The 26,728-nt window shown below is 68.2% G+C and carries 28 protein-coding genes; 8 read left to right on the plus strand and 20 right to left on the minus strand.

Features of this window, described 5'->3' with window-relative positions:
* Positions 1-4: 4 nt before the first annotated feature.
* The gene (locus AB4Z46_RS02075) at positions 5-1,498 is read right to left on the minus strand and encodes an indolepyruvate oxidoreductase subunit beta family protein (protein ID WP_442281809.1); all 1,494 of its coding nucleotides are present in this window, start codon (positions 1,496-1,498) and stop codon (positions 5-7) included.
* Between the two features lie 10 nt (positions 1,499-1,508).
* A complete protein-coding gene (locus tag AB4Z46_RS02080; protein ID WP_442281810.1) occupies positions 1,509-3,686 on the minus strand; it encodes a thiamine pyrophosphate-dependent enzyme in 2,178 nt (725 codons plus the stop codon).
* 83 nt (positions 3,687-3,769) lie between these two features.
* Here AB4Z46_RS02080 and AB4Z46_RS02085 point away from each other — a divergent pair, with 83 nt between their 5' ends.
* Positions 3,770-4,303: a MarR family winged helix-turn-helix transcriptional regulator gene (locus AB4Z46_RS02085; RefSeq protein WP_442281811.1), complete on the plus strand. Its 534-nt coding sequence runs from the start codon at positions 3,770-3,772 to the stop codon at positions 4,301-4,303.
* Positions 4,304-4,313: 10 nt separating this feature from the next.
* Here AB4Z46_RS02085 and AB4Z46_RS02090 read toward each other — a convergent pair whose 3' ends face one another.
* The 6 genes from AB4Z46_RS02090 to orn form a co-directional block, all read right to left on the minus strand.
* The gene (locus AB4Z46_RS02090; RefSeq protein ID WP_442281812.1) at positions 4,314-5,261 is read right to left on the minus strand and encodes a quinone oxidoreductase family protein; all 948 of its coding nucleotides are present in this window, start codon (positions 5,259-5,261) and stop codon (positions 4,314-4,316) included.
* Positions 5,258-6,058 (minus strand): alpha/beta fold hydrolase, encoded by an 801-nt coding sequence (locus AB4Z46_RS02095; protein ID WP_442281813.1) that lies wholly within the window; start codon positions 6,056-6,058, stop codon positions 5,258-5,260. The genes AB4Z46_RS02090 and AB4Z46_RS02095 overlap by 4 nt, the downstream gene beginning before the upstream one ends.
* Entirely contained in the window at positions 6,055-7,053 is a 999-nt protein-coding gene (locus tag AB4Z46_RS02100) for a 3-hydroxybutyryl-CoA dehydrogenase (protein WP_442281814.1), read from the minus strand. The genes AB4Z46_RS02095 and AB4Z46_RS02100 overlap by 4 nt, the downstream gene beginning before the upstream one ends.
* Entirely contained in the window at positions 7,043-8,116 is a 1,074-nt protein-coding gene (locus AB4Z46_RS02105) for an NAD/NADP octopine/nopaline dehydrogenase family protein (protein WP_442281815.1), read from the minus strand. Before AB4Z46_RS02105 ends, AB4Z46_RS02100 begins: the two co-directional genes overlap by 11 nt.
* Before the next feature lie 200 nt (positions 8,117-8,316).
* Positions 8,317-10,191, minus strand: a complete 1,875-nt coding sequence (locus AB4Z46_RS02110) for a DEAD/DEAH box helicase (protein WP_442281816.1) — start codon at positions 10,189-10,191, stop codon at positions 8,317-8,319.
* 234 nt (positions 10,192-10,425) lie between these two features.
* A complete protein-coding gene (gene orn / locus AB4Z46_RS02115; RefSeq protein WP_442281817.1) occupies positions 10,426-11,013 on the minus strand; it encodes an oligoribonuclease in 588 nt (195 codons plus the stop codon).
* Positions 11,014-11,131: 118 nt separating this feature from the next.
* On the opposite strand from orn, the gene AB4Z46_RS02120 reads away from it, so the two are divergent.
* The 3 genes from AB4Z46_RS02120 to rsgA are packed head-to-tail and all read left to right on the plus strand — an operon-like array spanning position 11,132 to position 13,717.
* Positions 11,132-12,403 carry a M48 family metallopeptidase gene (locus AB4Z46_RS02120; protein WP_442281818.1) on the plus strand — a complete coding sequence of 424 codons (1,272 nt, stop codon included), beginning with the start codon at positions 11,132-11,134 and terminating at the stop codon, positions 12,401-12,403.
* A 16-nt stretch (positions 12,404-12,419) separates the two neighbouring features.
* Complete coding sequence (locus AB4Z46_RS02125; RefSeq protein ID WP_442281819.1) at positions 12,420-12,758, plus strand: 4a-hydroxytetrahydrobiopterin dehydratase; 339 nt, start codon at positions 12,420-12,422, stop codon at positions 12,756-12,758.
* 8 nt (positions 12,759-12,766) lie between these two features.
* Positions 12,767-13,717 carry a ribosome small subunit-dependent GTPase A gene (rsgA, locus tag AB4Z46_RS02130; protein ID WP_442281884.1) on the plus strand — a complete coding sequence of 317 codons (951 nt, stop codon included), beginning with the start codon at positions 12,767-12,769 and terminating at the stop codon, positions 13,715-13,717.
* Between the two features lie 10 nt (positions 13,718-13,727).
* Here rsgA and hisC read toward each other — a convergent pair whose 3' ends face one another.
* The 7 genes from hisC to rpsP all read right to left on the minus strand — a co-directional run bounded on the left by hisC (position 13,728) and on the right by rpsP (position 18,971).
* The gene (gene hisC / locus AB4Z46_RS02135) at positions 13,728-14,810 is read right to left on the minus strand and encodes a histidinol-phosphate transaminase (RefSeq protein ID WP_442281820.1); all 1,083 of its coding nucleotides are present in this window, start codon (positions 14,808-14,810) and stop codon (positions 13,728-13,730) included.
* Positions 14,807-15,808, minus strand: coding sequence for a CobD/CbiB family protein (locus AB4Z46_RS02140; protein WP_442281821.1), 1,002 nt, complete (start codon positions 15,806-15,808; stop codon positions 14,807-14,809). Before AB4Z46_RS02140 ends, hisC begins: the two co-directional genes overlap by 4 nt.
* Before the next feature lie 172 nt (positions 15,809-15,980).
* Positions 15,981-16,697 (minus strand): CoA pyrophosphatase, encoded by a 717-nt coding sequence (locus AB4Z46_RS02145; protein ID WP_442281822.1) that lies wholly within the window; start codon positions 16,695-16,697, stop codon positions 15,981-15,983.
* Positions 16,698-16,865: 168 nt separating this feature from the next.
* Positions 16,866-17,249 carry a 50S ribosomal protein L19 gene (rplS, locus tag AB4Z46_RS02150; RefSeq protein WP_286368449.1) on the minus strand — a complete coding sequence of 128 codons (384 nt, stop codon included), beginning with the start codon at positions 17,247-17,249 and terminating at the stop codon, positions 16,866-16,868.
* A gap of 108 nt (positions 17,250-17,357) precedes the next feature.
* On the minus strand, positions 17,358-18,104 hold the full coding sequence (trmD, locus tag AB4Z46_RS02155) for a tRNA (guanosine(37)-N1)-methyltransferase TrmD (protein WP_442281823.1): 747 nt from the start codon (positions 18,102-18,104) through the stop codon (positions 17,358-17,360).
* Between the two features lie 32 nt (positions 18,105-18,136).
* Entirely contained in the window at positions 18,137-18,691 is a 555-nt protein-coding gene (gene rimM / locus AB4Z46_RS02160) for a ribosome maturation factor RimM (RefSeq protein ID WP_442281824.1), read from the minus strand.
* Between the two features lie 16 nt (positions 18,692-18,707).
* Entirely contained in the window at positions 18,708-18,971 is a 264-nt protein-coding gene (gene rpsP / locus AB4Z46_RS02165) for a 30S ribosomal protein S16 (RefSeq protein ID WP_028248676.1), read from the minus strand.
* A 164-nt stretch (positions 18,972-19,135) separates the two neighbouring features.
* On the opposite strand from rpsP, the gene AB4Z46_RS02170 reads away from it, so the two are divergent.
* Both AB4Z46_RS02170 and AB4Z46_RS02175 read left to right on the plus strand, forming a co-directional pair.
* On the plus strand, positions 19,136-19,657 hold the full coding sequence (locus AB4Z46_RS02170) for a GNAT family N-acetyltransferase (RefSeq protein ID WP_442281825.1): 522 nt from the start codon (positions 19,136-19,138) through the stop codon (positions 19,655-19,657).
* Positions 19,654-20,100, plus strand: coding sequence for a hypothetical protein (locus tag AB4Z46_RS02175; RefSeq protein WP_442281826.1), 447 nt, complete (start codon positions 19,654-19,656; stop codon positions 20,098-20,100). Before AB4Z46_RS02170 ends, AB4Z46_RS02175 begins: the two co-directional genes overlap by 4 nt.
* A gap of 24 nt (positions 20,101-20,124) precedes the next feature.
* Here AB4Z46_RS02175 and AB4Z46_RS02180 read toward each other — a convergent pair whose 3' ends face one another.
* Complete coding sequence (locus tag AB4Z46_RS02180; protein ID WP_442281827.1) at positions 20,125-20,742, minus strand: hypothetical protein; 618 nt, start codon at positions 20,740-20,742, stop codon at positions 20,125-20,127.
* Between the two features lie 552 nt (positions 20,743-21,294).
* On the opposite strand from AB4Z46_RS02180, the gene AB4Z46_RS02185 reads away from it, so the two are divergent.
* Together AB4Z46_RS02185 and AB4Z46_RS02190 are read left to right on the plus strand one after the other, a co-directional pair.
* A complete protein-coding gene (locus AB4Z46_RS02185) occupies positions 21,295-21,912 on the plus strand; it encodes a CC0125/CC1285 family lipoprotein (RefSeq protein ID WP_442281828.1) in 618 nt (205 codons plus the stop codon).
* A 43-nt stretch (positions 21,913-21,955) separates the two neighbouring features.
* Positions 21,956-22,678 (plus strand): hypothetical protein, encoded by a 723-nt coding sequence (locus AB4Z46_RS02190; protein ID WP_442281829.1) that lies wholly within the window; start codon positions 21,956-21,958, stop codon positions 22,676-22,678.
* A gap of 222 nt (positions 22,679-22,900) precedes the next feature.
* Here the strand turns inward: AB4Z46_RS02190 and AB4Z46_RS02195 are convergent, their stop codons facing one another.
* The 4 genes from AB4Z46_RS02195 to pcnB form a co-directional block, all read right to left on the minus strand.
* Entirely contained in the window at positions 22,901-23,911 is a 1,011-nt protein-coding gene (locus AB4Z46_RS02195) for an anion permease (RefSeq protein WP_442281830.1), read from the minus strand.
* A 16-nt stretch (positions 23,912-23,927) separates the two neighbouring features.
* Positions 23,928-24,572: a DUF47 domain-containing protein gene (locus AB4Z46_RS02200; RefSeq protein WP_286368443.1), complete on the minus strand. Its 645-nt coding sequence runs from the start codon at positions 24,570-24,572 to the stop codon at positions 23,928-23,930.
* Between the two features lie 97 nt (positions 24,573-24,669).
* The gene (gene folK / locus AB4Z46_RS02205; RefSeq protein ID WP_442281831.1) at positions 24,670-25,128 is read right to left on the minus strand and encodes a 2-amino-4-hydroxy-6-hydroxymethyldihydropteridine diphosphokinase; all 459 of its coding nucleotides are present in this window, start codon (positions 25,126-25,128) and stop codon (positions 24,670-24,672) included.
* Positions 25,125-26,714 carry a polynucleotide adenylyltransferase PcnB gene (pcnB, locus tag AB4Z46_RS02210; protein WP_442281832.1) on the minus strand — a complete coding sequence of 530 codons (1,590 nt, stop codon included), beginning with the start codon at positions 26,712-26,714 and terminating at the stop codon, positions 25,125-25,127. Before pcnB ends, folK begins: the two co-directional genes overlap by 4 nt.
* Positions 26,715-26,728 lie beyond the last annotated feature (14 nt).

Below are 26,728 nucleotides of genomic sequence, written 5' to 3' on the forward strand. Positions count from 1 at the left end.
GTGGTCAGGCGAGCGCGTGCTGCACCAGCGCGGCTTGCAGTTTGGTTCCGTGTTCGTCGGCCAGCGCGGCATCGCGCAGCTCGCGCAGGGTGGCCGGCGCGAGTCGCGCGCCGGCGCGCTGCACGGCCGCCATCACGGTGTCGTAGTTGCGCACCCCGCGTTCGTGGGTGTCGCTGTAGCCCTTGACCAGCCGCTGGCACTGGGCGACCTCGAGCGCCAGCTCGGGATGGCGCGGCGCGATCTCGGCGATGCGCGCGAGCCAGTCCTCGATGCGCCGGTTCTCCTCGGCGTAGCGCAGGGTCGAGCGGCGCCACCGCTTGCAGGCCGCCACCGTGCGCAGCATCAGGTAGCCGCGCAGCGAGCTGGTCTGGATCACGCGGCCGTGCTGGGTGAAGTGCTCGACCATCCGGCGCGGCAGCCGCGAATTCATCAGCCAGCGACCGAAGCCGGCCGGCAGCGTCTCGCAGATCTCCTGCAGGCGCGGGTGCATGTACTCGTTGATTGCCAGCACCTGGCCGTCCTGCACCCGGGCCTCGCCGCGCACGCGCTCGAAGCGCGTCGCGCGCGTCTTGAGCGCCGCGACGCGCGCGGTGTCCTCGTAGGACATCCACAGCGCCAGGCAGCGCGCGGTTTCCTTCAGCAGCCGGCCGTCGTCAGCGACGGGCAGGCGCGCGACCGCGGCCATGCGGTCGAGATAGAGCCCCGCGTAGTCCAGGTCCTGGTAGTCGATCAGGCGGCGCACGCCTTCGAGCAGGAAGTTCTGCGCCGGCGCGGCGAAGTCTCGCTGCACGCGCTCCACCAGTGCTCGCACCGCCGGATGGCGCGGCTGCGGCGCGGGCTCAGCGGCCACTGCGGCGGCCGGCTCCGGCGCCCCCTGGGCACGCGAAAAAGCCTCACCGAAGGCCTTGAGACTGGGCTTGACGCCGACGCCACCGCGCTCGATCGTGGCTTCGAACTGGGCCCGGCTGAAGGGCAGCGCCCCGGCGCCCGCGAGCGCGCCGAACAGCACCGCGCTGATCACGCTGCCCGAGGCCTCCGCGGCCTGGGCCATGTCGAAGCGGATGAAGCGCTTGGCGGCGCGCTCGGCATGCTTGAGCAATTCGGTGCTGTCGACGCGGCCGTCGCCCAAGGCGCTTTTCTCGGCGATCGAATAGACCCGGTGCGTCGAGGCGACCAGCGTGGTGCGCTCGCGCGTGACGAGTCCGCGCTGCACCGCGCGGCCGGCTTCCATCAGCTCCGAGGCCAGTACCACGTCGACGTCGCCCGGCAGCGGCATCAGCGCCAGCACCGGCCGGCCGCCATCGGCCTCGGCCTGCGCCTCGGGGTAGAGCTCGACGTAGTAGATGGTGGCGCCGGTGCGCTGGGCCACGCCCGGCACCGAGGTGGTCTGCGCCAGGTAGCCGTTGGCTTCGCCCATGTCGACGATCCAGTCGGCCAGCACGCCGCCGCCCTCGCCGCCCATGGCAAGAATCGCGATTTTTATAGGTTGTGCACGCATCGTCGTCCGTTCAGAAGGCATAGGTCGCGCGGCGCTTGGCCTCGCTCTTTTGCAACCAGCCGATGACCCGCGCGCGGAAACTCTCGCGCACCAGGTCCCAGCGGCTCGGATTGCTCACGATCTGCGCCTTGTAGAAGGAAGGGCACAGCACCGCGGCATGCGAGACCTCGCCGCAGACGCCGCAGCCGACGCAGCTGTCGAGCACGGTCGCGACCGGGTCGGTGCGCAGCGGATCGGGGTTGGGCTTGATCGACAGCGACGGGCAGCCCGAGAGCCGGATGCACGAGTGGTCGCCGGTGCAGGTGTCGGAATCGACGCCGAATTTCTCGCGCACCGAGCGCCTGCCCTCGGCGATCGCCTTGCGCACCAGCGGCTTCTCGCGCCGCTGGCGGTTCAGCATGCACTCCGACTGCGCGATCAGCACCTTCGGGCCTTTTTCCTTCGTCGTCAGCGCGTCCTTCAGCGCGTCGCGCATGCCGGCGACGTCGTAGGTGCGGCGCAGCGTCTTCACCCACTTCACGCCAACGCCGCGCACCGCGCGCTCGATCTCGTGGCCGGTGCTGCGGGTCGCGTTGTTGGCGTTGGACGACAGGATGTCCTGGCCGCCGGTGGCCGAGGTGTAGTTGTTGTCGACCACGATCGTCAGGTTGTCGCTGCGGTTGAAGACCGCGTTGGCGACGCCGCTGGTCAGCCCGTTGTGCCAGAAGCCGCCGTCGCCCATCACCGAGATCGCCCGTTTGCCTGCCGGCGCATTGAGCGCCGAGGCGCCCGCGCCGCCGAGCCCATAGCCCATCGTGGTGTTGCCGATGTTGAAGGGCGGCAGGATCGAGAACAGGTGGCAGCCGATGTCGGCGCTCACGTGGTGCGCGCCGAGCTCGCGCTCGACCAGCTTCATGGCGCTGAAGATCGGCCGCTCCGGGCAGCCGGTGCAGAAGCCCGGCGGCCGCGCGTGGACGCTGTCGCCGAGCGGCAGCGACGGCTCGGGCGCGGCATCGACACCGATCGCCGCGACCTCGGTCAGCGGGATCACCTTGCGCACCGGCGCAGGCAGCGGCTGCAGCCGGCCGTAGCGTTCGCCGAAAGTGCGCGCGCCCTTGAGCAGCTCGGCCGCCGTGTACTCGCCGGCCACCGGCAGCATGTCCTTGCCGTGCAGCGCGGTGGCCGAGCCGGCCTGGCGCAGGATGGTCGCCAGGTTCTGCTCGACGAAGTTGGGCTGGCCCTCCTCCACGATCAGCACCGCGCGCTTGCCCTCGCAGAAGCGCAGCACCTCGCTCTCGATCACCGGGTAGGCCACGTTCATGACGTAGAGCGGCACCTTGGAGTTGCCGTAGACGTCGGCCAGGTCCAGGCGCTCGAGCGCGCGCACCATCGTGTTGTAGCTGCCGCCCTGCACGATGATGCCGATGTCGTCGGCGCCCTCGGAGAAGAATTCGTTGAGCTGGCGATCCTCGATGAACTTCACGGCGGCGGGCCAGCGGTCGCGCACCTTCTCCTGCTCGTGCACGAAGCTGGCCGGCGGCAGCACGATGCGGCCGACGTCGCGCTGCGGGTTCTCGAGCGCGTCCTGCAGCGTGAACTTGGCGCGCTTGTTGTCGCCGGCGACGAAGTGCCCGTGCACGTGGCAGGCGCGGATGCGCAGCTGCAGCATCACCGGCGTGTGGCTGGCCTCCGACAGCTCGAAGCCCTGCTTCACGGCCTCGACGATCGAGGGCAGGTTGGGCCGCGGGTCGAGCATCCAGATCTGCGACTTCATCGCGAAGGCGTGGCTGCGCTCCTGCATGATCGACGAGCCTTCGCCGTAGTCCTCGCCGACGATGATCAGCGCGCCGCCGGTCACCCCGCCCGAGGCCAGGTTGGCCAGCGCGTCGGAGGCCACGTTGGTGCCGACCGTGGCCTTGAAGGTCACGGCGCCGCGCAGCGGGTAGTTGACCGAGGCCGCCAACGTCGCCGCGGCGGTGGCCTCGCTGGCGCTGTTCTCGAAGCGGATGCCGTGCTCGGTCAGGATGTCCTGCGCGTCGGCCAGCACGTCCATCAGGTGCGAGATCGGCGCGCCCTGGTAGCCGGCGACGTAGGACACGCCGGACTCCAGCAACGCCTTGGTGACTGCCAGAATGCCTTCACCGCGAAACACCTCGCCGCCGGCGAGCCGCAGCTTCTTCACCTCTTCGACGAACGATCGCTCTGCCATGGTGTTCCTTCATGCGTGGGACTTGCGGGTCGACTTCGACATCGCGGTCTCTATAATGTTGACAACTGAATGTATTCACAATCATGAATAACCCTAGACAAGCAAGCAACGTGCCCGCCACGGGTCCGGGGCCGTTCAGTGAAAAGGCGGCAGCGCCCAGCCACCGCTTCGTCGACGACTACCTGCCCGCGCTGCTGGCGCAGGCGAGCCAGCTGATCTCGTCCGAATTCCATCGGGTCGCGCGCCAGCACGGTTTTTCGGTCTCCGAATGGCGCGTGATGGCTTCGCTGGCCGGCGGCGCGGCGATCAGCATCGGCCAGCTGGCCCAGGTCACGGTGACCAAGCAGCCGACCGTGACGCGGCTGCTGGACCGGATGGAAGCCCGGGGCCAGATCGAGCGCCTGCCCCACGAAAGTGATCGGCGTGTCACTCTGGTGCGCATCACGCCCCAGGGCACGCAGGCGGTCGAGCACCTGATGGAACTGGCGCGCGAGCACGAGCTGCGCGTGCTCGAGCCCTTCGGGCTGCAGCGCGCCGAGGAACTCAAGAGCACGCTGCGCCACATCATCGAGCTGCACGCGAGTGCGCCTGGCGAGACGGCCGAAGAAGAAGAGTGAGGCGTGCGCCTCAGCGACGAGGCACCAGCACCGCGCGGCCGCGATGGCCGCGCCGGCCGATCCAGTCCATGGCCGCTGCGGCCTCTTCCAGTGCGAAAGGCTGCACCTCCAGGCGCAGGCGCCCATCGGCCAGCCGCGCCAGCAGCTCCGGCGCCGCGGCGCGACCGGCGGCTTCGCGGCGGAACATGTTGAGCGGCAGCAGCGCCACGTCGCGCTGCAGGAAGTGCGCGAGATCCAGGGCCAGCGCGTTGCCCGCCGTGTAGCCGACCAGCACCGCGCGGCCACCGGCCTCGACGCGCGTCAGGGCGGCGGCCAGCACCGGTCCGCCGACGGTGTCGACCAGCAGGTCCGCGGTCACGGATGCCAGCGCCGCGGACGGGTCGTCGTCCCCCAGCACCAGCACCTTCGCCGCGGCCGGCATCGCCTGCACCTGCGCCGCACTGCGCACCGCCGCCGTGACTTCGGCACCGGCATCGAGCGCGAGCTGCACCAGCAGCGAGCCGACCGCGCCGGTCGCGCCCGTCACCAGCACGCGCTCGCCGGCGCGCACGCGGGCGACCTCGTGCAGCGCGACCCAGGCCGAGGTGCAGGGCGAGAAGAAGGCCGAGCCGAGGGTCGCGGGCACCGCGTCCGGCAGCAGGCCCAGCGCCTCGTCCGGCGCATCGATCTGCTCGCACCAGGTGCCGTCGAACAGCGTGCCCAGGCCGCTGCCGCGCAGCCACACGCGTTGCCCCGGGGCCAGGCTGGCGCTCGCGATCACGACGCCCGCGCCTTCGACGCCCGGCGTGTATGGAAAGGGCGGATGCTTCAGGAAGCTGCCGCGCCAGACGGTGCGGTCGATGTGGCCGACCGTGGCGGCTTCCATGCGCACGAGGGTGCGGCCCGGGCGCAGCCGCGGCTCGGGCACCTCCTCCACCACGGGCGGCGCGTCGAAGGCATGCACGCGCACCGCCTTCATGCCAGCGTCTCCAGGAATTCGAGCAGCGCCGCCGCGAAGGCCTCCGGCAATTGGTCGGGCAGGGGCACCATGCCGCCCGCGATGTCGACGGTGCGCGCATGCGCGAGCTCGCGCTGCAGCTCGGCCGCATGCGGCGAGGCGAAGGGGTCGGCGGTGGCGCGCAGGATCAGCGTCGGCTGCGCGACGCGATGGATGCGGTCCTCCATCCGGTAGGCGGCGACCGCGCGATGGCCGTCCTCAGGGCTGCCGCTGGCGCTGAGCGCGTCGCGCACGAAGGCTTCCAGCAGCTCGGGCCGCCCGGCCGGGTAGAAGCCCTGGCGCCGCCGCCACAGCGCGGCGAGATGGGATCCGTCGTCGCTGGGCTCGACTTCGTCGATCGGTGGCCGCCCGGCGCGCGCGCGCCGGAAGTTCTGGTCGGTGAAAGGCGTGGACGACAGCACCAGGCCGCGCACCCGCCCGGGGAAGGCGGCCGCGATCTCGACCGCGATCACGCCGCCCGTGTGATGGCCCACGACGTCCGCGCGTTCGATGCCCAGCGCGTCGAGCAATTCGACGGCGACTCGCGCCCAGCCTTCGATGCTGGCCGGCCCGTCGCCCGCGGCCGAGTCGCCGAAGCCCGCGGTGTCCATGGCGATCGCGCGGTACCGCTGGCCGAGCAGCGGCAGCACCTCGCGGTACTCGGCCCAGCTGCGCGGCGACTGGTGCAGCAGCAGCACGGGCGGCGCCTGCGGGTCGCCGCATTCGGCGTAGTGCACCTGGCCCACCGACAGGTCGGCGAAGGCGCGCCGGATGGTCATGCCAGCGTCTCGGCGGCGGGCGGTTGCCAGAGACCCGCGTGCTTGAGCATGCCGAGGGTGCGCGACAGCACGTCGCGGCGATAGGCGCCGACGTCGCGGCCCTCGTACTCGTAGAAGCCGCTGCCGCTCTTCAGGCCCAGCCGCCCCTCCTCGACCATCCGGTCCACGATCGCCGGCGCAGCGTATCGCGCCTTGTCGATCGAGGCCGACATCTCGCGGCTCGCGTGATGCAGGATGTCGCAGCCGCCGAAGTCGATGAACTCGACCACGCCGAGCGCCGCGAAGCGCAGGCCCAGGCCGTAGCGCGTGGCCTTGTCGATCTCCTCCGCGGTGGCGGCGCCCTCCTCGATCATGCGGGCCGCCTCGTTCATCACCAGCGCCTGCAGCCGCGGCACGATGTAGCCGGGCGTGGCGCCGCAGACCACCGGCAGCTTGCCGATCGCTTCCATCAGCGCCTTGGTGCGCGCCAGCACGGCCGGGTCGGTGCCGGGATGGCAGCTCAGTTCGACCACCGGGATCACATAGGCCGGATTGAGCCAGTGCATGTTGAGGAAGCGCTCGGGCCGGCGCACCAGCGCCGCCAGTTGCGTCACGAGGATGCTGCTGGTGGTCGAGGTCAGGATCGCGTCGTCGCGGCAATGCCGGTTGAGCGCCTCGAAGGCCTCGCGCTTGGCCTCCAGCGTCTCGGGCACGCCCTCGAACAGCAGCTCGGCCGCGGCCAGCGCGGCCGGTGCGCCTGCCGCGTTCACGAACTCGACCCGCGCCGCGATCGGAGCGACCTGCGCCGCGTCGATCACGCCAAGCTGGGCCAGCCCCGCGAGACTGGCTTCGACCTCGGCCTGCGCCTCGCCGCGCAGCTTCTGCCAGGCCTCGTCGCTGCGTGGGCGCAGGTCGACCAGCGAGATCCGATGGCCCGCATAGGCGAAGGCGATCGCGATGCCGCGGCCCATCCGGCCCGCGCCGACGGCCGCGAAACGAGGCGGTTCAGCGCCCATCGTGCAGCCTCTGCTTGAGCTGAGCCGGCGTCAGGCCCGAGAGACCCAGCGTCTCCAGCGTGCGCGGTCCACGGCGCAGATCGCGGCCCAGGAAGCCGCCGACGATGGCCAGCAGCCCGTGCGCGATCGGCGCATCGACGCCGACAAAGCGCGCGGTCGAGGCCAGGAAGGCCAGCCCGAGCTCGGTGTCCTCGGTGATGTAGCGGTGCGTGTGAAGATCGATGTTCTCGCGCCAGTCGCCCGACTTCACCAGTTGCTTGTGGGCGTCGCCGTACATCCACTGGTCGTTGTTGTAGTGGTCGGCCAGCGGATAGTGCGGTGCGCCCTGCCCCAGCGCCTCGCGCACCGCGATGCGCTCCTGGTCGAGCCGGTCGGTCACGTCGCGCACCGCGCGCTGCGTGCCTTCGTTGTGGATGTCCCAGCGTTCGAAATGCTGCAGCGGCGCGGCGTTCATCACCATCAGCGGCGGATGGATCACCGGGCCGGCGTTCATCAGCGCACCGGAGAGGGCATCGCCGCAGCCGTGCACCGCGGGATAGGCCTTGCGGATCACCTCGATCGCCTGGGCTTCCTTGCGCGCCGGATAGACGCCGGTCGGCAGGCGGATGGCGCGGATCGTCACGTTCACCTCGCGCTCGCCGTGCTTGCGCGCCAGGTAGGGCAGCGTGCCGGTCTCGGCCCAGGCGACGTCGGCGCGGCTGCCGGCCTCGGCCACCCGGCGCGCCATCACGTAGCTGCCGAAGGTGCCCGGAGGCAGGAACACCACCTGCCCGTCGACCAGGTGCGGTGCCATCGCGCGGGCGATGTCCTCCTGCGCGATCGCCGGCGTCGGAATGACGATCAGTTCGGCATCGCGCAGCGCCGCGCCGATGTCGGCCGTGGCCAGGGCGATCTTCACGTCGCGGCTGCCTTGCGCGTCCTTCAGCGTGATCGATCCGGCCTGCACCACCGGTGCCAGCGCAGCGGCATCGCGACGCCAGAGACGCACTTCATGGCCGGCTTCGGACAGGTCGGCGGCGGCGGCATAGGCGCCGTGGCCGCCACCGAGGATTGCGATTTTCATGGGGTTGCAGTCGAGGTTGGAAGTGGATGGGGCTGCAATACATTACTTTTCAACTGTTCATGTGTCAACTAAAAGCAGGGCATGTTCGCGTTTCCACTGATCCCGTCCATCGCGCCGGCGCCGGGCGCGCCAGAAACGACAAAGCCCGCACAAGTGCGGGCTCCGTTCGGACAGACACGCGGCCTCGCGGCCGCTCTGGCTCAGCGCGTCGGCTTGAAGCCGCGCGGCTTTTGCGCGTCGCGCGGCACGAACACCTTGCCGCCACCGCCGCCGGCATGGCCGCGCGGCGCGAAGCCCTCATTGCGGCCGCCACCCCCGAAACCGCCGCCGCGCGGGGCGCTGTCGCCAAAACCCGGCTTGCGGCCGTAGCCACCACCGCCTTCGTCGCGGCTGCCGCCGAAACCGGCATTGCCCGCATTCTGGAAGCCGCGCGGCGCACCGGCGCCCGGGCCACGTGCATTGCGGTCGTTGAAGCCGCTGGCGCCTGCGTAGTTGCTGCCGCCACCACCGTAGCCACCGGCGTTGCCGCCGCGATGGCCGCCACCGCCGCCACCGAACTTGCGGTCGCGCGAATGGTTGTCGCGGCTGTCGCGGCCACGGAAGTCGCCCTGCGGCGCACGCGATTGCGGCGCGCGCTGCTGCGGCTCGAGGCCGGGGATCACCTCGGACTTGAACTGCTGGCGGGTGTAGCCCTCGATGTCGAAGATCCGGCGGCGGTCACGCTGCTCGGCGAAAGTGATCGCCAGGCCGTCGCGGCCGGCACGGCCGGTACGGCCGATGCGGTGGGTGTAGTCCTCGGCCTTCATCGGCAGGCCGAAATTGAACACGTGCGTGATGGTCGGCACGTCGATGCCGCGCGCGGCCACGTCGGTCGCCACCAGGATCTGCACCTGGCCCTGGCGCAGCGCCATCAGACGGCGGTTGCGCAGGCCCTGGCTCAGGGCGCCGTGCAGCGCCACGGCGCTGAAGCCGTCCTGCTGCAGGTCGTTGGCGAGGCCGTCGCACTCGACTTGCGTGCTGGCGAACACGATCGCCTGGTTGATGGTCGTGTCGCGCAGCCAGTGGTCCAGCAGCTTGCGCTTGTGCTGCATGTTGTCGGCCCAGAACAGGCTCTGCTTGATGTTGGCGTGCTTTTCCTGCGGGCTGTCGATCGTGACGCGCTGCGGCTCGCGCATCACGCGCTGGGCCAGCTGCTGGATGCGCGGCGCGAAGGTGGCGCTGAACATCATGGTCTGCTGGCGTTCGATCGTCAGCTGGTTCACTTCGGCCAGGTCGTCCGAGAAGCCGAGGTCGAGCATGCGGTCGGCTTCGTCGACCACCAGGAACTTGACCTGGTCGAGCTTGATCTGCATCGAGCGCTGCAGGTCGAGCAGGCGGCCCGGCGTGGCGACCACGAGGTCGGCGTTCTGCAGCTTGGCGATCTGCAACTGGTAGGGCATGCCGCCCACCACGTTGGCGATGCGCAGGCCGCGGCAATGCTTGACCAGGTCGATGGCGTCGTGCGCCACCTGCTGCGCGAGTTCGCGCGTCGGGCACAGGATCAGGGCGCCGGGCGTGGCGGCCTTGAAGTGGCGCGAATTGGTCGGGTCCTTGCGCTTCGCCTTCTTGGGCGGCGCTTCGCCGCGGGCTGCGGCTTCGGCGGCCAGGCGCTGGAACTCGGCCTTGCTCGCCGCCTCGGCTTCGGCCTGGCGCTGCAGCAGGGTGTGCAGCACGGGCAGCAGGAAAGCGGCGGTCTTGCCGCTGCCGGTCTGGCTCGACACCATCAGGTCGACGAAGCGGGTGGCACCGTCGGCGCCGCCGCTGGCGGTCATGGCGCGCGGGATCACCTGCTCCTGCACGGTGGTCGGCTGGGTGAAGCCCAGGTCTTCGACCGCGGCGATCAGTTCGGGCGCGAGGCCCAGCTTGATGAAGCCGTTGGGCAGCTTCGGCTCGGCGGCAGGCTCGACGGCGTCGAGGGCCTCGAACTCAGGGGCGTCGGAAGCCACGGAAAGCGATTCGTTGGTCACAGCGGAAACAGCGAAATCATCGGATTGCACAGGCGCGAACTCGCCCTGCGCTTCAAAAGCGTCGGTCATTGATTCAATCTCAAACGCGAGCGCAGCCGTGAGCGGCGCCCCGTCGGGTGGTGAAAAACATCAACCATCCAACGACGTTCAGCCTTCGACTCTCGTCGGGGCTGCGGCCCGTGATTCAGTCACTCAATGTGACTCGGGCGCGATGTGCAAGATAGGGAGATGCAAGAAACGCTGAAAAAAGCTCTCTCAGCGAAGTCCACGATTATCGCACGGACTCGGGTTTTTACCTAATCCTTAATCCTGAAGCCGCAGGAAGGTCTCCCGGTAGTGCGCAAGTTCCTCGATCGACTCATGCACGTCGGCCAGCGCCGTGTGGGCCTGTTGCTTCTTGAAGGCGTTGTAGGCCGCCGGTTTCCAGCGCTTGGCGAGCTCCTTCAGGGTGCTGACGTCCAGGTTCCGGTAGTGGAAATAGGCTTCCAGCTTGGGCATGTACTTGACCAGGAAGCGCCGGTCCTGGCCGATGGTGTTGCCGCACATCGGCGAGCCGCTCTTCGGGATGTAGCGCGAGATGAACTGGATCAGCTGCTGCTCGGCCGTGGCCTCGTCCAGCGTCGAGGCCTTGACCTTGTCGATCAGCCCGCTGCGCCCGTGCGTGCCCTTGTTCCAGGAGTCCATCGCATCGAGCACTTCGTCGCTCTGGTGGATCACCAGCACCGGGCCGTCGATGCAAGGCGTGAGGTCGGGGCCGGTGACGACCACCGCGATCTCGAGCAGGCGCTCTTTCTCGGGGTCCAGGCCGCTCATCTCGCAGTCGAGCCAGACGAGGTTCTGGTCGCTCTTCTTGAGCGTGGCGGGTGCGGTCGATTCGGTGGTTTCAGGCATCGGCCGATTGTCGTCGATGGCCCCGCACCCGGACCGGCACCGGACGCCCCTGCTGGCAGCAGGCCGACAGGCCCGGCCGGGAATGGCTGCCGGTAGGCGGGGGCTAAACTCGGCCGCCATGTCCACTGCCCTGCCCGCCTCCCTCATTCTCACGATGGCCTTCGCGCTCGCGCTGGTCGCGGGCCTGGCCGTGAAGTTCTGGCTCGCCAGCCGCCAGGTGCGCCATGTGGCGCGCCATCGCCATGCCGTGCCGGCTCCCTTTCAGCAGGCCATCACGCTCGCGGCGCACCAGAAGGCCGCCGACTACACCGTCGCGAAAACCCGCTTCGGCCTGCTCGAGACGGCCTGGAGCGCCGCCCTGCTGCTGGCCTGGACCCTGTTCGGCGGCCTCGACCTGCTGAACCGGCTGCTGCTGGACCGGATGGGCGGCGGCATGCTGCAGCAGCTCGCGCTGCTGGCGGCCTTCGCGCTGATCGGCGGCCTCGCCGAGCTGCCCTTCACGCTGTGGCAGACCTTCAGGCTCGAGGAGCGCTTCGGATTCAACAAGATGACCTGGCGGCTGTGGCTCGCGGACGCCGCCAAGGGCCTGCTGCTGGGCGCGCTGATCGGGCTGCCGATCGCGGCGCTGATCCTCTGGCTCATGGGGGCGGCCGGCAAGCTGTGGTGGCTGTGGGCCTGGGCCGCCTGGATGGGCTTCAACCTGCTGCTGATGCTGGTCTATCCGACCTTCATCGCGCCGATCTTCAACAAGTTCAAGCCGCTCGACGACGCCACCCTCAAGGAGCGCGTCAACGCGCTGATGCAGCGCTGCGGCTTCGCGGCCAAGGGCCTGTTCGTGATGGACGGCAGCAAGCGCAGCGCGCATGCCAACGCCTACTTCACGGGCTTCGGCGCCAGCAAGCGCGTGGTCTTCTACGACACGCTGCTGCGCCAGCTCAGTGCCGGCGAAGTCGAGGCCGTGCTCGCGCACGAGCTGGGCCACTTCCGCCACAGGCACGTGATGAAGCGCATGGCAGCCATGTTCGCGCTGAGCCTGGCCGGCTTCGCGCTGCTGGGCTGGCTGTCGGCCCGCACCTGGTTCTACACCGGCCTGGGCGTGCAGCCCAACCTGGCGGCGCCCAACGACGCGCTCGCGATCCTGCTCTTCATGCTGGCGTTGCCGGTGTTCGGCTTCTTCGTGGCGCCGCTGCCGGTGCTGGTGTCGCGCAAGCACGAGTTCGAGGCCGATGCCTATGCGATCGCGCAAACCAGCGGCGCCGACCTGTCGACCGCCCTGCTCAAGCTCTACCAGGACAACGCCTCGACCTTGACGCCCGACCCGGTCTTCGTGAAGTTCTATTATTCGCATCCGCCGGCCTCCGAGCGCCTCGCACGCATGGCGGCGACCTGAACCGAAAGCCGACACCATGAGCAGCATGCTGAAGACCAAGGACTGGAAGACCCAGACCCGCCGGGCGCTGAGCGCCACCGAGATCGTGGCCAGCCTGGCCCGCCTCGAAGGCTGGAAGCTGACGGGCGACGGCCCCAACGTCGCGATCGAGAAGAGCTTCGGCTTCGCCAACTACTTCGAGACCATCGCCTTCGTGAACGCGCTGGCGCTGGTGGCGCACAGGCAGGACCACCATCCCGACCTGTCGGTGCACTACAACCGTTGCGTCGTGCGCTTCAACACGCACGACGTCGGCGGCCTCACGGCGACCGATTTCGAGTGCGCGGCCCAGGCCGACGCGCTGCTTGGGCCCTGACCGCATGGATCGCACCCTTGGCTAAGCAGCAGCGCGGCGGCAGCAGCGGCGCTGCCTTGCGCGACGGACTGGTGGTCGCCGCCCACGGACGCCATTGCCTGGTCGAGACGCCCGAGGGCGAGCGCCTGATCTGCCACCCGCGCGGCAAGAAGAGCCAGGCCCTGGTCGGCGACCGCGTGCAATGGCAGGCCAGCGAGGACGAGGGCACGATCGAGAAGGTGCTGCCGCGCAAGAACCTGTTCTACCGCCAGGACGAGATCCGCACCAAGTCCTTCGCGGCCAACCTGGACCAGGTGCTGATCCTGATCGCGGCGGAGCCCGAGTTCTCCGAGACCCAGCTGACCCGCGCCCTGATCGCGGCCGGCGCCGAGCGCATCAAGCCGGTCATCGCGCTCAACAAGAGCGACCTGGCCGGCCCCTTCGAGCGCGCCTGGGGGCGGCTGGCGCCCTACCGCCGCATGGACTATCGCGTGCTGCCGATGTCTCTGACGGGCGACGGCGGCGCCGGCCATGCCGAGCTCGTCGAACTGCTGTCGGGCAAGGTCACGCTCGTGCTCGGGCCCTCCGGCGCCGGCAAGAGCACGCTGATCAACCTGCTGGTGCCGGGCGCCAGTGCGTTGACCGGGGAGATCTCGCAAGCCCTCAACTCGGGCAAGCACACCACCACCAGCACCACCTGGTACTGGGTGGACGCCGCGCGAACCACTGCGCTGATCGACTCGCCGGGCTTCCAGGAATTCGGGCTGCACCACATCGAGCCGATGCAGCTCGCGCACCTGATGCCCGACATCGCCGAGCACGCCACAGCCTGCAAGTTCTACAACTGCACGCACCTGCACGAGCCGGGCTGCGGCGTCATCGCGCAGGTGGCGTCGCCCTCGCACGAAGGCGCGATCAGCGCCTCGCGCTACCGGATCTACGGCGAGCTGTTCGCCGAGCTGAGCCAGACCCGGTACTGACCCCCCAGGCCTAGATCGCGCTCAGAATGTCACCGAGCGCATCGACCAGCGCGCCGCACTGGTCGCGCGTGCCGACGCTGATGCGCAGGTATTGCGCGATGCGCGGCTGCGCGAAGTGGCGCACCAGCACGGCGCGCGAGCGCAGCGCCGCCGCCAGCGCCGCCGCATCGTGCCCGGGATGGCGCACGAACAGGAAGTTGGCCTGCGACGGCAGCACCTCGAAGCCCAGGTCCTCGAGCTGCAGCGCCAGGCCTTCGCGGGTGTCGATCACCGCATCGCGGGTCTTGGCGAACCAGGCTTCGTCTTCCAGCGCCGCGACGGCCCCGGCGCTGGCGAGCCGATCGATCGGGTAGGAGTTGAAGCTGTTCTTGACGCGCTGCAGCGCATCGATCAGCGGCGACTGGCCGCAGGCGAAGCCGACACGCAAGCCGGCCAGCGAGCGCGACTTCGACAGCGTCTGCACCACCAGCAGGTTCGGATGGCGGGCAATCAGGGGCAATGCGCTCTGGCCTCCGAAATCGACGTAGGCCTCATCGACCAGCACGACCCGGTCCGGGCAGGCCGCGAGCAATTCCTCGATCTGCGCCAGCGGCAAGCCGATCCCCGTCGGCGCATTTGGATTGGCGACCACGATGCCGCCGCGGCGGCCCGCCCTGGCGCGTGCGGCCAGTGCCTCGGCATCGATGCGCAACGCCTGATCGACCGGCTGCAGCTCGCAGGCGATGCCGTAGAGCTGCGCGTAGACGCGGTAGAAGCTGTAGGTCACGTCGGGGATCAGCAGCGGCGCGTCCTGCTGGAAGAAGGCGAAGAAGGCATGCGCCAGCACCTCGTCGGAGCCGTTGCCGGCGAACACCTGGCTGCGCTCGAGGCCATGGCGCGCGGCGATCGCGTCTCGCAGCAAGGTCGACTCGGGGTCCGGATAGAGCTCGAGCCCGGCCTCCGCCGCGCGCTGGATCGCATCGATGGCACTCGGCGACGGCGGGTACGGGTTCTCGTTGGTGTTGAGCTTGACGAGGTTCGCGATGCGCGGCTGTTCGCCCGGCACATAGGGCTCGAGCGCCGCGATGCGGGGACTCCAGAAACCCGGGGTCATCCGAGCAGTCGGGCGAGCGTCAGCAGCGCCAGCAGCACCATCCACATCACGACCGAGCGCCACACCAGGCCGACCACGCTGCGCAGGTGGCCGGGTTCGGGCTCACGGCCGGGGGTGCTGCCGCCATCGGCCACCGGGCCACCGGCGAAGGAGTCGCCGGCCTGGGCGCGCGACAACGGATCGTTGACCGGCACCACGCTCAGCGTGCCGCCACCGAGGCTGACGTTGACCGCGCCCGACGTGGCCGCGAGGATCACGCCGTCATTGCCGTTCGGGAAGCGCCTGGCGTCGTTGCGCCAGCAATCGATCGCTTCCTCGAAGCTGCCGACCACCGCGAAGCCCAGCGCGGTGATGCGCGCCGGCAGCCAGTCGATCACCTCCCAGGCGCGCGCCGCAGCCTGCTGGACCCAGATGCTCGATGGCTGCATCGAAGCGCCGTTCTTGTGGGCCCAGTAGCGCGAGACGAACTCGCTCATGCGATAGAAGACCGCACCGGCCGGCCCGAGCCCGACCGCCGCGAGGATCGAAAACCATGCGAGCACGCCGAACACGTGCCGGTGCGCGGCGATCACCGAGTGCTCGATCACGTGGCGCACGATCTCGCTGCGCGGCAGGTCGGCCGCGTCGACCTGCTGCCAGTGGGCGAGCAGCGAACGCGCGAGCGGCTCGTCGCCTTCGTCGAGCGCGTCGCGGATGCCGGTGAAATGGTGGCTGAACTGGCGGAAACCCAGCGTGACATAGAGCAGCGCGATGCTCCAGAGCACGGCAAAGGGCAAGCCCAGCGTGAGGACCAGCGCCCAGTGCACCGCCAGCGCGAGCAGCGTCGGCACCCCCACCGCGAGGCTCCAGGCCACCCAGCCGTGGTGCGGCTTGCCGGCGTCGAAGTTGCGGCTGGTCCAGCGCGTCCACGCCAGCACGCCGCCGTACACGGGGTTGTGGTACGCCAGCGGGCGCACCTGCTCGATCAGCAACGCGCAGAGGATCGCAAAGAAGCTCATCTGTCGATGATAGCGACTGGTGCAACCGAGTTCAGACGCGCCACGCTTCGGCCTGCGAATCCAGGCCCGTTGGTGAAACACCGCGGAACCGGCTTTGCCGGGCCGCCGGTGTTGCCCCCGGCCGGGGGTGGGCGGCTACACGAAGTGAGCCAACCTGGGGGCGAGCCAGATTTCAGGCGCTCAGGAAACGGTAGAGATTTCTGAGCATGCCGGCGGTCGCGCCCCACACGTAGCGCTCGTGCGGGCCGTCCTGGTAGGGCATCGAGAGCCATTGGCGCGCGTTCTGGCCGTCGCCGACCAGGGCATGGCGGCGGTGGTTCGCCGGGTTCATCAGGAAGGCGAAGGGCACCTCGAAGGACTCCTCGACCTCGTAGGGATTGAGGTTCAGCTCGAAGCCCGGACGCACCAGCGCGACCACCGGCGTCACGATGAAGGAAGTGACCGTGGTGTAGGTCGGCAGGCTGCCGAGGATCTCGATGTAGTCCGCCGACAGGCCGACCTCCTCCCAGGCCTCGCGCAGCGCGGCGGCGGCGATGTTGGCGTCTTCGGGATCGACCCGGCCACCGGGGAAAGCCACCTGGCCCGAATGGTTCTTCAGGTGCGAGCTGCGCTCGGTCAACAGCACCGTGGGCTCGTCGCGCATCACGATCGGGACCAGCACGGCCGCCTGCGCAGGCGCGCGGTCGAACATCCGCGGCTCGCGCCGCAGCTCGGGCGTCCAGGCCGGCGGCGTGGCGAAGCGCTCGCGCAAGGCCTTGACTCCGAGGCGTGCCGGATCGACCGGCGGCAGGCCGCTGTCGACGCCGATCACGGGCACCGCGCGCGGGTCGAAGGTCTGCAACGCCGGCGGGATGATGGCGTTGATGACTTCGACGGGAGAGGCGCGCATGGCCGGCGGTGGAGTAGTCAAAGAGGGCACTCGACGAGTAAAACGCAAAATCCCCGGCCAGGTGGCACGGGGCACACAACTAAATCATGAATCTGCAGCCTCCTTGCGGCACCAATGCAAAAAGCCGCCTCGAGTGGCGGCTTTCTGCACGGCAAGGGGGCGCTCTTCTTACTGAGCGGCCGCAGCGGACGGGGCCTTGCCCGGCAGCTTTTCCTTGATGCGAGCCGAACGGCCGCTGCGCTCGCGCAGGTAGTACAGCTTGGCGCGGCGGACGTCGCCGCGGCGCTTGACTTCGATCTTGGCGATCAGCGGGCTGTAGGTCTGGAAGGTGCGCTCCACGCCTTCGCCGCTGGAGATCTTGCGCACGATGAAGCCGCTGTTGAGGCCGCGATTGCGCTTGGCGATCACGACGCCTTCGTAGGCCTGCAGACGCTTGCGGGTGCCTTCGACGACGTTCACGCTGACGATGACCGTGTCACCGGGCATGAAATCGGGAATCTGCTTGTTGAGCCGGGCGATTTCTTCCTGCTCGAGAGTCTGGATAAGGTTCATTTTTTCCTGCGTTCGATCTTGTCCGCGCTACACAAAAGGCGCCATGAAGTCCGTTGAGCCAACTCGGATGGCTCGGCGCGGCCGGATAGAGGATCGGGGAACCGCAAATTATAGCTTTTTTTTCAGCGACGTCTCATCGACCGCGCTGAGCCTTCCCGCGCGCCGGGCGGCGTCGATCAGATCGGGGCGCCTGTCGCGGGTGATCGCGAGCCGCTGGTCGCGGCGCCAGCGCTCGATCTGCAAGTGATGGCCCGACAGCAGCGGCGCCGGCACGCCTTCGCCTCGCCATTGCTCCGGCCGCGTGTAGTGGGGGCAGTCGAGCAGGCCGTCGAGCGCCGGATTGAAGCTGTCCTGCACATGGCTGGCTTCGTCGCCAAGCACGCCGGGCTGCAGCCGCGCGACCGCGTCCAGCAGCGCCATGGCCGGGATCTCGCCGCCCGAGAGCACGAAATCGCCCAGGCTCAGCTGGTGCGTGACCCGCGCATCGATGAAGCGCTGGTCGATCCCCTCGTAGCGCCCGCAGACCAGCACCGCGCCCTCGCCGGCCGACCAGCGCTCGACCGCCTCGTGGCGCAGCGCCTCGCCGATCGGCGAGAAGAGCACCACCGGCGCCGGCGCGCCACGCGCGGCCAGCGCCGCGTCGAGGCAGGCCGCAAGGGGCTCGGCCATCATGACCATGCCGGGGCCGCCGCCGAAGGGCCGGTCGTCGACGCGCCGGTAGTTGCCCTCGGCGAAGTCGCGCGGATTCCACAGCACGACTTCGACCTGCTTCGACTCGTAGGCGCGGCGGGTCACGCCGCTCGCGAGGAAGGGCGCGAACAGTTCGGGGAAAAGGGTGATGACGTCGAAGCGCATGAGGCGCCGGGCCGCGGCCGGATCTGGCCGGGTCAGTAGTCGGGCTGCCAGTCGACCGTGATCAGCCGACCCGCCAGATCGACCTTGTCGACGAACACGGAAACGAAAGGCACCATGCGCTCGACCGGCTTGCCGTCTTCCTGCGCATCGAGCACCAGCGTGGTCTGCGGGCCGGACGACAGAAGCTCGCGCACGGTGCCGAGTGCCACGCCCTCGCGGTTGACCACCGCCAGGCCGATCAGGTCGACCCAGTAGTACTCGTCATCGCCGGCGGTCGGGAAACTCGAGCGCGGCACGAACACGCGCGCGCCGCGCAGCGCCTCGGCCGCATTGCGGTCGGGCACGTCCTCGGACGAGGCGACGATGCAGTCGGAATGTTCCTTGGCCTCGCGGATCGCGAGCCGGAATGCCTGGCCGCCCGCTGCGCCCGGGGGCTGGAGCAGCCATCGCTTGGAAGAAAAAAGCGCCTCGGGCTGGGCGCTGTGGGGCAGGACCTTGAACCAGCCCTTGATGCCCCAGGCATCGGCGATGCGGCCCACTTCGATCGCGTCCGCCGGCAATGCGGCGGCTTCGAGGGTGGGCAGCATCGCTTTGGCCGGCTGCTTAGGCAGCGGCCTTGGGAGCGGCTGCAGCGGCTTGCTTGATCAGGCGCGTGACCGTGGGCGAGGCTTGGGCGCCGACGCTCTTCCAGTAGGTCAGGCGGTCCTGGGCGATGCGGATGCTTTCCTCGTTTTCCTTCGCGGTCGGGTTGTAGAAACCCAGGCGCTCGATGAAACGGCCATCGCGGCGAACGCGCTTGTCCGACACGACGATGTTGAAGAACGGACGGCCTTTGGAACCGCCGCGGGAGAGTCGAATGACGACCATGATTTATCCTTGGGGTGGTGCAGCAAACCCGCAAGGTTCGCCCACAGTGTTCTTTCAGCGTCGAGACACGCGACATGGCCACCCGGCCAGCGACACGCTGAAAAGCCCACGATTATAGCCCGCTCTCCCGATTTTCAATCCCCGGCCTCGCCAAGTTCCCCCGAATGACCCAGATCCGACCCAGCCGCGACGACGACGTCGCGGCCATCACCGCCATTTACGCGCACCACGTGCTGCACGGCACAGGCACCTTCGAGACCGAGGCGCCGACCGCCACCGACATGGCCGCCCGCCGCGCCGACGTGCTGGCAAAGAACCTGCCCTACCTGGTGGCCGAGCGCGACGGCGAGCTGCTCGGCTTCGCCTACTGCAACTGGTTCAAGCCGCGCCCCGCCTATCGCTTCTCGGCCGAGGATTCGATCTACCTGGCCGACGGCGCCCGCGGCCAGGGCCTCGGCGCCCGGCTGCTGTCGGCGCTGTCGCAGGCCGCCGAAACGGTGGGCGTGCGCAAGCTGATCGCGGTGATCGGCGACTCGGCCAACGCCGGCTCGATCGGCGTGCACCGCGCCCAGGGCTTCACCCACGTCGGCGTGCTGAAGGACTGCGGCTGGAAGTTCGGCGCATGGCGCGACGTGGTCCTGATGGAGAAGGTGCTGGGCGAAGGCGCCACCACCCGCCCCGAATGAAAAACAAGACCGTGGCCGCGTGGCTGGCCTTCCTGGGCGGCCCGCTGGGGCTGCATTGCTTCTACCTGCGCGGCTTCTCGAGCGTGCTGGGCTGGCTGCTGCCGATCCCGACCGCGCTCGGCCTCTACGGCATCGAGCGGGTCCGCATGTTCGGCACCGACGACGGCCTGAGCTGGGCGCTGATCCCGATGCTGGGCTTCACCATCGCGGGCTGCGCGCTTACCGCCATCGTCTACGGGCTCATGACCCCGGAGAAATGGAATGCACGCTACAACGCCGGCCGCTCCGGCGACGCCGCAGCCGGCAACACCAGCTGGCTCACCATCGGCGCGGTGGTGCTGGCGCTGTTCTTCGGCAGCACGATCCTGATGGCCAGCATCGCCTTCAGCTTCCAGCGCTTCTTCGAGCACCAGATCGAAGAGGGCCGAAAGATGTCGCAGTAGCCGCGCGCAGAAGGCGCTGCGGCCTCAGAGGCGAACACCGGACTCGGGCGTCTTGCGCGGCCCATGTATCGGAAATCGCAGGGTGATGCTGCGATCGCCCAGCGGCGAGGGGGCGGCATAGATCCGCGCGCCGTACCTGGCGGCAATCGCCTGGCAGCTCAATGCCCGCGAGGCCATCGTTCCGCCGGCGCCGTCGAAAGCGCGCGCAAGGCACGGCGATTCGTCCCCAGTGTCGCGCCAGTTGATCACGGCATGGTGTCCGTCGACACGGGCCAGCACCTGCAGCGCGGCGCCACCCTGCAACATGCAGGCCGCCATGTCGACGATCTCCCCGAGGAGGTTCTGAAGGTCTTCAGGAACCGCGAAGACGCGCAGCGGTTCGTCCGGCAGGACCAGATCGAGGCGGATCTCGAGACCTTGCAGCGTGGGACCGTGGGTTTGCGACATTAGGCGCAGCGATTGCCGCAGGTCGATGGACTCGCGGACACCGGCAGGCACCGACGGGGCTGAGACCCACGCGGGGCGTGGGACCGGTGCCGGTGCGCCCTTGCGCGCCTCGATCCTCCTTGCCACGAACCCGACGAAGAAGACGAAGAGCACGAGCAGGACTGCAATGGCGGGGCCAAGGGCACCCATGGTCATGCGGCCCTCGCGCGAGCTGGTGAACGGAAGGATTCGGGAAGCATCGGGAGACGGGTCCTTTCTGGATTTCTGGTGGATCTGACCCTCGGCCAAACGGGGGTGCCAAAACCCGAAAGAGTGGATCAAAAAATAGAGAACTGCCGCCCTTTCAAGGGGGCGATATCAGCGGCCCGGCGAAACTTGAACCTGCCGGAAAAGCACCCGCGAAAGTCTGGAGCTGGCCTGCTGAGGGGCTACGCCCATGGTAGCGATCGAAGTCAACCAGCAACATCAGAACTGTCTGAAACTGCTTGCGTCAACAGCTGCGAGTGGTCCTTCAATGTCCGAGCGATCCAGCCTGCGCAGCGTCGGTCGGCTTTTCTCGTTGAGCGAGCGCAGGCCTCAGGCCCAGCCGGGAAACCGACTGTCCGCAGAGGATGAAGCCGGGGACCTGTCCCGTGTCTCCACCGACCTTGACGCGCAGCGAGTCACGTCCAAGGCTCCCGACGTCACCAACCGTCTCGATCAGGTTCGGGCAGAGTAAGATTCAAGTGGGTTCCGATCGGCGATGCGATGGTCGTTGAGCGCCAACGTCACACTGCTGGAAGCGCCGTGCGGTCACTTCAAATACATGCTTTGCTAGTCCTGAGCCTCTCAGCATGGTTGAGTGCCTGCTCGTCACCCCCATCAACTCCGTATTTGCCGATGCGCGACGGACATGGGCCATTCGGCTATTCGTCGGAGTCGATGGGAGATCACCTGTTTCGCGTCGAATTCTGGGGATCAGCCAAGACACCCGCACGAACAGCCTATGCCTTCGCACTCTTTCGCGCGGCAGAGTTGGCCTACTCACTCGACATGAAGGCCTTCACGGTAGAAAAGGGCCCGATTGACCGATCCGTGTTGGAGGGGGCAGACACCTTCTCTGCCAATGAATGGGTAGTACCGCAACTCRCATCTCAAGAAGCCATCCCTTCAGTCGAGACGCGCCGGATCCAAACTGCAACGATCTCAGTGCCGATTTATATCGAGACTCCCGAAGCTCGCGACGCACGCACGGCTTCAAAGCTCGTGATCCTGAGGGTACGCATGCACCCTGAACGAGTCGAGTCGAAGGATCCACGACAGTTTGCTACCGAGGACGTGTTGCGTCGTTTGGGCCCTCGAATTGTTCACGGGCAGCCAACATGAGCCAATGCGCAGGAACAGTGTCCATTTTTCTTTCAGAGAGCAGATGAAAGCGTTTTTGCGTCTTGCAACCATTCTTTGCGTGACTTGCGCGATGCTCATGGCATGCGCGTCGCGAGGGCCTGAAGAGCTGGAAGCAGCGCCCTTCCGACTTTCCGCAGGAGACAAGGTCGGTGTGTTCGTCGGGATCAGCCCGCAACCGAAGCAGTTTCATCAAGGCATGACCGCTGGCGGAAATTTCGTAAAGACCTACCCCTTCAACTGGGGGCTTGAGGAAGGCGTCAGGTCAGCGATCAACGAGGCGCTGAAGTCCCAAGGATTGGTTCCCGTCGATCTGAATGCAGCCAGGCTCAACGCCGGGTACATGAGCCCGGAAGAGCTGCCAGCGATGCGAGAGAAGTCAGGTGTCCATGCCATCATCGTCGTCAAGAGTGTGCGTGCGTACATAGGTCTGCCGGTCCATCTGCACGCCGATGCACCAGGCGTGTACAGCGTCCGATCAATTTTTGGAACGGGTTTCACGACCGTCGCGCCGCTTCAATGGAATGTGTGGGCACTCGACGGGTCAGGTGAAGATGTTGCCCTCCGACCCGAACTCTCGACGCAACTCAATACGCTTGTTCAAGTCCGACCTGAGTTGTGGAAAGGCGTCGCGGTCGCTGACTATGAGGCCATCAGCGCTGCCGAGTTCGAGCCCGTCAAAGCGATCATTCTCAGGTCCGTCTCCCAGACGGCTGAAGATGTCGCGAGGACATTGATTGCACAGTAGCTCGTTCTGAGTCTTCGAGCCGTCTGACCGGCTACATCTTCAGTACTGGAAGGAGGCCATCCATGGCAGGGCCCCGCCATTCGGACTGGATCACTTGATGCCATTTTCTAGCCCCGTAGGCACTCAAGCCGAGGCCGATCGCCAGCATGAGGCGGCCGCCTTCCTCGGGTCCAGACCAGCACCGCTTCTCTGACGAGCGCAAATCAAGCCCCCGAAGATCCCTCAGAAGATCTGCAGCCCGATCCAGTAAGCCAGCGCCGCCACGAACGCCGACGCCGGAATCGTCAGCACCCAGGCCCAGACGATGTTGCCCGCCACACCCCAGCGCACCGCGCTGGCGCGCTGCGTGGAGCCGACGCCCACGATCGCACCGGTGATGGTGTGGGTGGTCGACACCGGGATGCCCAGCGCGGTCGCGAGGAACAGCGTCAGCGCGCCGCCGGTCTCGGCACAGAAGCCACCCACCGGCTTCAGCTTGGTGATCTTCTGCCCCATGGTCTTGACGATGCGCCAGCCGCCGAACATGGTGCCCAGCGCGATCGCGGTGTAGCAGCTCACGATGGTCCAGGTCGGCGGCGCGGCCGCATCGGCGGCCGCGTAGCCGGTGGCGATCAGCAGCATCCAGATGATGCCGATGGTCTTCTGCGCGTCGTTGCCGCCGTGGCCCAGGCTGTAGGCACCGGCCGAGACCAGCTGCAGTCGCCGGAACCAGCGGTCGATGCGTGACGGCGTCGAGCGCCGGCAGATCCAGGCCACCGCGATCATCATGAACGAGCCGAGCAGGAAGCCCAGCAGCGGCGAGACGAAGATGAACGCCACGGTCTTCCAGATGCCGGAGGCGACCAGGGCGCCCGCGCCGGCCTTGGCGATCACCGCGCCGACGATGCCGCCGATCAGTGCGTGCGACGAGCTGCTCGGGATGCCGTAGTACCAGGTGACGAAGTTCCAGCTGATCGCACCGACCAGGGCGCCGAACACCACGTGCACGTCGACGACGCCCGGTTGCGCGATGCCCTTGCCGATCGTCGCCGCCACGCTCAGGTGGAAGACGAAGATCGCGATCAGATTGAAGAAGGCTGCAAACACCACGGCCTGGCCGGGCTTGAGGACCCCGGTCGACACGACGGTGGCGATCGAGTTCGCCGCGTCGTGGAAGCCGTTCATGAAATCGAAGGCAATGGCCAGCGCGACCAGAACCACCACCACCCAGAGGGCGACCTGAACCGTTGCCATTCGAAAGTCCGTCAGTTCAGGAATTCTCGAGGACGATGCCCTCGATCACGTTGGCGACGTCCTCGCACTTGTCGGTGATGGTCTCGAGCAGCTCGTAGATGGCCTTGAGCTTGATGACCTCGCGCACATCGGGTTCCTCGCGGAACAGTTTGCTCATGGCGCTGCGCATCACGCGGTCGGCATCGGATTCGAGCCGGTCGATCTCCTCGCAGGTCTTCAGCGTGGCCTCGGCCGTGGCCGGGTCGGCGATCTTCGAGAGGAACTTGACCGCGTCCTTGACCCGTTCGCAGCACTTCACGCTGAGCGTGGTGAGGCGCGTGATCTCCTCGGTCATGTGCCGCACGTCGTACAGCGCCATGGTTTCGGCCGAGTCCTGGATCAGGTCGGCCACGTCGTCCATGGTGTTGATCAGCTTGTGGATCTGCTCGCGGTCGATCGGCGTGATGAAGGTCTTGTGGATCAGCCGGTTGACGTCATGCGTGACGCGGTCGGCCGCCCGCTCGGCGTTGTCGACGTCGCGGTTGTATTGCTCCCGCAGGTGCAGGTCGTTGTAGTTGGCCACGAGCTGCTCGAACGCGCGCGCGGCTTCGACGATGCGGTCGGCGTGCTGATTGAACATCTCGAAAAAATTCCCCTCGCGGGGCAGCAGCTTGCCGAACATGGCGCTCTCCTGGGTTCGCAGCACTCACAGGCACATGCCTGTGACGCCATCGTGAAAAAATCCGCGCAAGTGTAATGGCCGGGCCTGGAAGCGGCTCTCAGAGCCGTTCGATCCGTTGGTCCGCCACCTGCGCGAGTTGAAGGGATGTGACCTGCTCCGGGGCGATTTCCGCCAATGGCAGCAGGACGAAGGCGCGCTCGCCCATCCGCGGATGCGGCAGGCGCAGCTGCGGGGTGTCGAGCACCGTGTCGCCATGGGCGAGCAGGTCGAGATCGAGGGTGCGGGGCGCATGGCGGTAGGGCCGCTCGCGGCCCGCCCCGGCTTCGAGGCGCTGCAGCTCGGCCAGCAGCGCATGCGGGTCGAGCCCGGTCCGCAGCTCGACCACCGCATTGATGAAATCGGGGCCTGCGGCATCCACGGGCGCGCTGCGATAGAGCGAGGAACGGGCGCCGACGCGGGTCTGCGGCAGCGCATCCAGGTCGTCCATGGCCTGCCGCACCGTCTCGCGGGCGTCGCCGAGATTGGCGCCGATCGCGACAAAAGCTCTGAAACTCATTCGGCCGCGACGCTGCCCGCCTCGCCGGCGCCACCGCTGCGCGGCTTGCGCCGGCGGCGGCGCTTGCGCGGCGCATCGGTGGCCTCGCCGTCCGGCGGCAGCTCAGCGTCGGCCTCCGCGGTCGGCGACGCCGCCCGTCGCTCTGCAGGGGCTTCGGCCTGCGAAGAACGCGCCGGCACGCGCTGGCGCGTCTTCTTGTGCTGCTCGTCGCGCACCTGGTCCATCAGGTCCTGGCGGCGCAAGTCGTCGGCGGTGCTGAATTCCTGCCACCACTCGGCAATCGCCTCGCTGACCTCGCCGACGTCGGCGCGCAGCCGCATGAAGTCGAAGGCGGCGCGGAAGCGCGCCTGCTCGACCAGGCTGTGGGGCGTGGCGCCGCTGCGCTTGTCGAAGCGCGGCTGCATCATCCAGATTTCGCGCATGTCGGCCGCCAGCTTGCCGCGGCCCGAGACATCGCCGATACGGGCATTGAAGACGTCGTCGATCGCATCCTGCAGCGCCGGGAACGAGGCCTGCGGCCGCTGGCCGTGCCGGCCCTCGAGCCGCTGGGCCCAGCCGTCGCGCACGTCGGCCCACAGCACGCAGGCCAGCAGGAAGCTCGGCGCCACCGGCTTGCCCTCGCCGACCCGGCGGTCGGTGTCCTGCAGCGCGGCATGGACGAAGGGCTGGTCGGCACGCTCGACCACGACGTCCAGCAGCGGATAGATGCCGGTCGCGAGACCGAGCTTGCGCAGCTGCGCCACCGTGGCGACCGCGTGGCCGGTCTGCAGCAGCTTGAGCATCTCGTCGAACAGGCGGCTCTGCGGCACGTCGGCCAGCAGCCGGCTCGACTCGATCAGCGGCGCCGCGGTCTTGGGCTCGAGCTTGAAGCCCAGCGCCGCCAGCTTGGCCGAGAAGCGGATCGCGCGGATGATGCGGACCGGATCCTCGCGGTAGCGTGTGATCGGGTCTCCGATCATGCGCAGCGTGAGCTTCTTGGCGTCCTTGATACCGTTGTGGTAGTCGACCACGATCTGGCTCGCCGGGTCGTAATACATCGCGTTGACCGTGAAGTCGCGCCGCGCGGCGTCCTCTTCCTGCGGGCCCCAGACGTTGTCGCGCAGCACCCGGCCGCTGGCGTCCACGGCGTGCTTCATGCCCGCGAGCTCGCCCTTGCTGGTGCGCTCGTTGCCGGCCACCTGCTCGGCGCCGGCGTTGTCCATGTAGGCGCGGAAGGTCGAGACCTCGATCACCTCGTGCTCGCGCCCGCGCCCGTACACCACGTGCACGATGCGAAAACGCCGGCCGATGATGAACGCGCGGCGAAACAGGCCCTTGACCTGCTCCGGCGTGGCGTTGGTGGCGACGTCGAAATCCTTGGGACGCAGGCCCAGCAGCAGGTCGCGCACCGCGCCGCCCACCACGTAGGCCTCGTAGCCGGCCTGCTGCAGCGTGGTCACCACGTTCCTGGCGCGCTCGTCGACCAGCGCCGGGTCGATGCCGTGGACGGAGGCGTCCACCTCCTGCCGTTTGCCGAAGCGGGCCTTGCCGCCGGGCGCGGCAGCGCCGGACTTGCCGAGGAGTTTGTCGATGAATTTCTTGATCATTGGAAAGTGGGCTG

The organism is Variovorax sp. M-6, from assembly GCF_052114385.1.
Classification (GTDB): domain Bacteria; phylum Pseudomonadota; class Gammaproteobacteria; order Burkholderiales; family Burkholderiaceae_C; genus Variovorax.